Annotated in this window: 2 protein-coding genes; both read right to left on the bottom strand. The window is 67.0% G+C overall.

The features are described from left to right. Nucleotides 1-1,053 (bottom strand): A/G-specific adenine glycosylase (gene mutY, locus MUO23_05375; GenBank protein ID MCJ7512384.1); only part of this gene is annotated, 1,053 nt, incomplete at its 3' end. 122 nt (nt 1,054-1,175) lie between these two features. Beyond that, the coding region (locus MUO23_05380; protein ID MCJ7512385.1) for a sortase at nt 1,176-4,409 on the bottom strand (3,234 nt) is incomplete at its 5' end.

Below are 4,409 nucleotides of genomic sequence, written 5' to 3' on the forward strand. Positions count from 1 at the left end.
CGATCTCCACCGGCGGGCAATCGCCCGGTCGATCTTGCCCATCGGATAGCGCCCCAAAGCCTCCGGCCGGACCCAGCGCAGGTCTGTGTGCTCGAGCAGCCGCGGCTCGCCGCGCCTCAGCCGACACTCGAAGGCATACACTGTCACACGAAAGTGGGTATAGGCATGATCGAAGGATCCCAGCGAGTCGACGACTTCGACCTCGATCGCTAGTTCCTCGCGTAGTTCCCTCCGCAGCGTCTGGTCGATCGACTCGCCCGCTTCGGGCTTGCCTCCCGGGAACTCCCACAGTCCACCCAGCAGGCCACCCGGCGGCCGGCGGGCGATCATCACAGCCCGGCCGCGCTGGACAACTCCGGCTGCGGCGATGCGCTTGGGGATCGGTTTTCGCTCGGGCCGCATCGGTCGCAGAGCCTGGGTTCCGCGTTCGTGGGCTGCACACGATTTGGAGACCGGGCAGTGCGCACAATCCGGGCGGCGCGGCAGGCAGATCCCTGCCCCCAGGTCCATCAGTGCCTGGTTGAGGTCTCCTCCCCGACCGTCAGGGATCCAGGGCAAGGCTTGCTGCCGCAGGAAGCGCTCGCCTTCGGGTGAGCGCGGGTCCTGCGGGAAGTCCAGCAGCCGACACAGCACCCGGCGCAGGTTGCCGTCGAGCGCCAGCTCCTGTGCGCCGAAGGCAATGGCAGCGATGGCGCTGGCGGTGTAGGCGCCGATCCCGGGGAGCGCCCGTAGCTCGGCGCGCGTTCTCGGAAGCTGCCCTGCGTGTTCGGCCACAACCTGTTGCGCCGCTCGGCGCAGGCTGCGGGCGCGGCCGTAGTACCCAAGCCCTTCCCACCGACGCAACACTTCCTGCTCCCCGGCGCTCGCCACCGCCTGCACGCTGGGGAAACGGCGCATCCAGCGCTGGTAGTAGGGAATGACCGTCTCCACCCGCGTCTGCTGGAGCATCGTTTCTGCAACCCAAATGGCGTACGGGTCGCGGGTATGGCGCCAGGGCAGGTCGCGGCCGTTGGCCGCATACCAGGTGAGCAGGGCTCGGCTCAGGGGAATCATCCCGCAATTGTATCGAATGACGGCCAGCCTGGCGCCGGCAGCGACCGATGCGTCAGGGAAACGAAACGGGGTTCGGGCCATGCCCGAACCCCGCCTGCCTGCTTGTCACAACCACCCGCCAACTATCGGGAGACGTCGACCAGCACCGCCCGCACCGCCAGGCGCCACAGGTACTTGTCCTGGATTTCGTCGTACCCCTGGCAGGTGAGCAGCGTCAGCCAGGGCTGGCTCTCATGGCGCAAGGCTGATAGGTTGCCGGGTACGACGCGCTCCACCTGGCGTACACGGTACTCGTAGCGCTGTCCGTTGGCGTGCACGATCACCGGATCGTCCCACCCCAGCTCATCCAACCGGACGAACGGACCTGGCCGTCCATCCGGCCGATAGACATGCGCCGTGAGTGCACTGTTGCCGTCCCAACCCGGATACGCCGTGCCCTCGAGGTGGCCGGCCTGATTCCACAGCCAGGTCAGATCCCAGCCCTCATCCCCGGAGGGCACGCCGACGATGGGCACACGGACCCCGAGCGAGGGGATCTCCAACACCAGGTCTCCCAGATCCTCATAGGGCTGGCTGGAGGGCGCTGACGGAAGCTCGGTCACCCGACCAGGAGCGTAGCCTGTGCCCGGAAGCGCCGGGATGGCCACGACGACATTGGCGTTGATCGGCGGGTCGTAGACTCGTTCGGTCGAAAGAACGTTGTAGATCGATTGCGGTGCGCTGAAATCGAGGGGCAGCGTCGACCAGCTCAGATAGGCATCATTGCGGATTCGGGTGCCGGCCGGGAGCTGGCCCATGGTCGCCTGGAAGGTGGCGGTGACAGAGTCGTTCAGATCGAGCACGGGCCAGGTGACTCGCAGCGAGGGCGCGGCGGTGTCGTCGATCGTGCCGCCTGGGCTGGCCGTGAGCGATCCCGGAACATAGGTCATCCCCAGCGGGACGGTGTCTGTCAGCTCGAGGTCGAACGCCGGGCTGTTGCTCGGCGGGGCTGGGTGATTGACGGTCACGGTGAACGTCACCAAGCCCCCCGGCGGAACCGAGCGCGGGGTGGCGTCCTTGGCCAGCGTCAACGTCGGCTCGACCACGCTGACGTCTGGGGCACTCTCGATCAACTGGCCGCCGACCCAGGTCCAGGTGACTCCGTTGTTCAGGTTGACGCCGCGTACGTTACCCGGGTTGTCGATGACCACCGCCTCGTAGATCAGCGTCAGCGTGGCCACGCCTGGCCCAGCGCTGGTCATCGATCCCAGATTGAAGGTTACGCGCCGCCCCTGGTCCTCGGCCGCGCCGCTACCGGCCGGCTCCTCAGCCACGGTCGGACTGGCGCAAGCAGCCGCAAAAGCACCTGCCGGAATGGTCGTCAGCCCCGGGGAGGGCGTCAGCGAGACACAGCGGACAAAGGCCAGCCCCAGGTCGACCACGTCGGTCAGCGCGGCCGAGGTCATCGTGCCCTGTGGGATGGTCAGCTCCAACTGATAGGTCAGGATCTCACCGATGGCGACAGCGGGATCGAGGGTGTGCGCCTGGTTGGTGGTGTCCAGCGTCTTGGTGAGGTCGGCATTGGGCAGGGTCACCAGGTTGTCGGTGTCGGTATCGGTGTTGTTTCCCGTCGGCGGTTCGGGGCCGTTCGTCCCGTCATCGGCGATGGTGATCGTATCCACGACTTGGGTCGTGAGTGCAGGCACTGGGTCAGCGATTCGCACGGCGAAGGTGAGTGCTCCGCTGGCACCCGCCGCCAGGTTGCCGATCGTCATCGTGCAGACCGTGCCGCCGGTCGAGCCGTCCGGGCACGACCAGACCGTGGGTAGGCTCGAGGCGGCGACGAAGGTGGTCGCAAGCGGAACCGTCTCGGTGACCACCACGCCGGTGGCATCCTGATCGCCCACATTGGCGTAGTTGATGGCGTACACCAGGAGCGACCCGGGCGAGACGATGTCCAGGCCGTCGTCCTTGGTGATCGTCAGGTCCGGCGCGGCCACCAGCGGCGTGGTTTCGCTGTCGGTGTTGTCGGCCGGGGTGGGTTCGATACCGTGCGTGCCGTCGTCCGTGATGGAGGCGGCGTTCTGGAGCAGCGTCACCATCACCGGCACGCTCGCGTCCACCGTCACGGCAAAGGTCACGGGCACCGCCGGTGCGCCCCCAAGGACGCTTCCCGCCAGCGCCAGCGTGCAGGTGCTTCCGGCGTTGTTGTTCGGGAGGCAGGTCCAGCCCGGCGTGCTGGCACCCGGGTTGAAGGTGGTGTAGTCGGGCACAACGTCGGTGATGACCACGCCGGTGGCGTCGGCATTGCCGACGTTCTGATAGGTCAACGTATAGGCCAGGTCTTCGCCCGGGGAGACAGAGGCCACTACGTCGTCCTTCGTCAAGACCAGGTCGATGCCCGTCACCGTCAGGCTTTCGGTCGCCGTCGCGGTGTAGTCGTTCACTCCCCCGCCCCCGGTGCGCTCGCCGGCATCAGGACCTGGCAGCGAGGTCCAGGTCAGCACGGCATTGTTGGTGAGCACATCCCCAATGTTGGGAGGCGGAGGAGAATCAACTTCTACTTGGTAGATAAGCGCGGCGCTGCCGGAGGCCAGCGTCAAGACAGAAGCCTGGAATGTCAGCTCCCGCGTCAGACCGTTGTAGGCTGCGCTCCAGCCTGCTGGGCCGGCGGCGCTGCCGCCGAGGTAGGTCAAGCCCAATGGCAGAACATCGACCACCACCAGATCCAGTGCATCCGCCGTGCTCGAAGGCAGGTGCTCAACGACGAGGGTATAGGTGACCGTCTGGCCCAGCCCAGGAGTGTCGTCATCGGCGAGCTTGGTGAGTTGCAGCTCGGGCTCGATCACCGTCAGCGTGCGCAAGCCATCGAGCACGGTCGTGTCGCCGGTCTGCGGATTGACGTAGCCGAGGTTGGCCGTGTTCACGAGCAGCGTGCCATTCTGGTTCCCGACTTCATTCAGAACGCGCGTGCGAACGCGCACGACGAACTGGTTAGCCGACGTCCCATTCCCCGGCCCCGACCCGTTCGTCTGAACGTCGCCGAACTGGAACTCCAGCGTGCCGCCCGAGACCACGACAGTGGGCGTGGTCGTCAGCGTCCCGTTGTAGTCGGCGGCAAGGATCCCCCCGCTCGCCGCGGCAGTGGTGATGATGCCGTGACTGACGTAGCCCAGTCCAACCGGGAGCGCGTCCCGGATGCGCAGGTTGGTGACAGCGCCCTCCGGCAACGTGACCAGCAGGTCGTAGTCCGCCTCCCCGCCGATCGTCTGCTGCGCGGGGATCGGCGCCAGCTTGGTGACGGCCGGCGTCGCCAGCGTGTGCGATGCATTGGCCTGCCCGGTTAGCGCCCTCTCGCCGGTGGGCGAGCCGCTGCC

The sequence above is a fragment of the Anaerolineales bacterium genome (assembly GCA_022866145.1).
Lineage (GTDB): Bacteria > Chloroflexota > Anaerolineae > Anaerolineales > E44-bin32 > PFL42.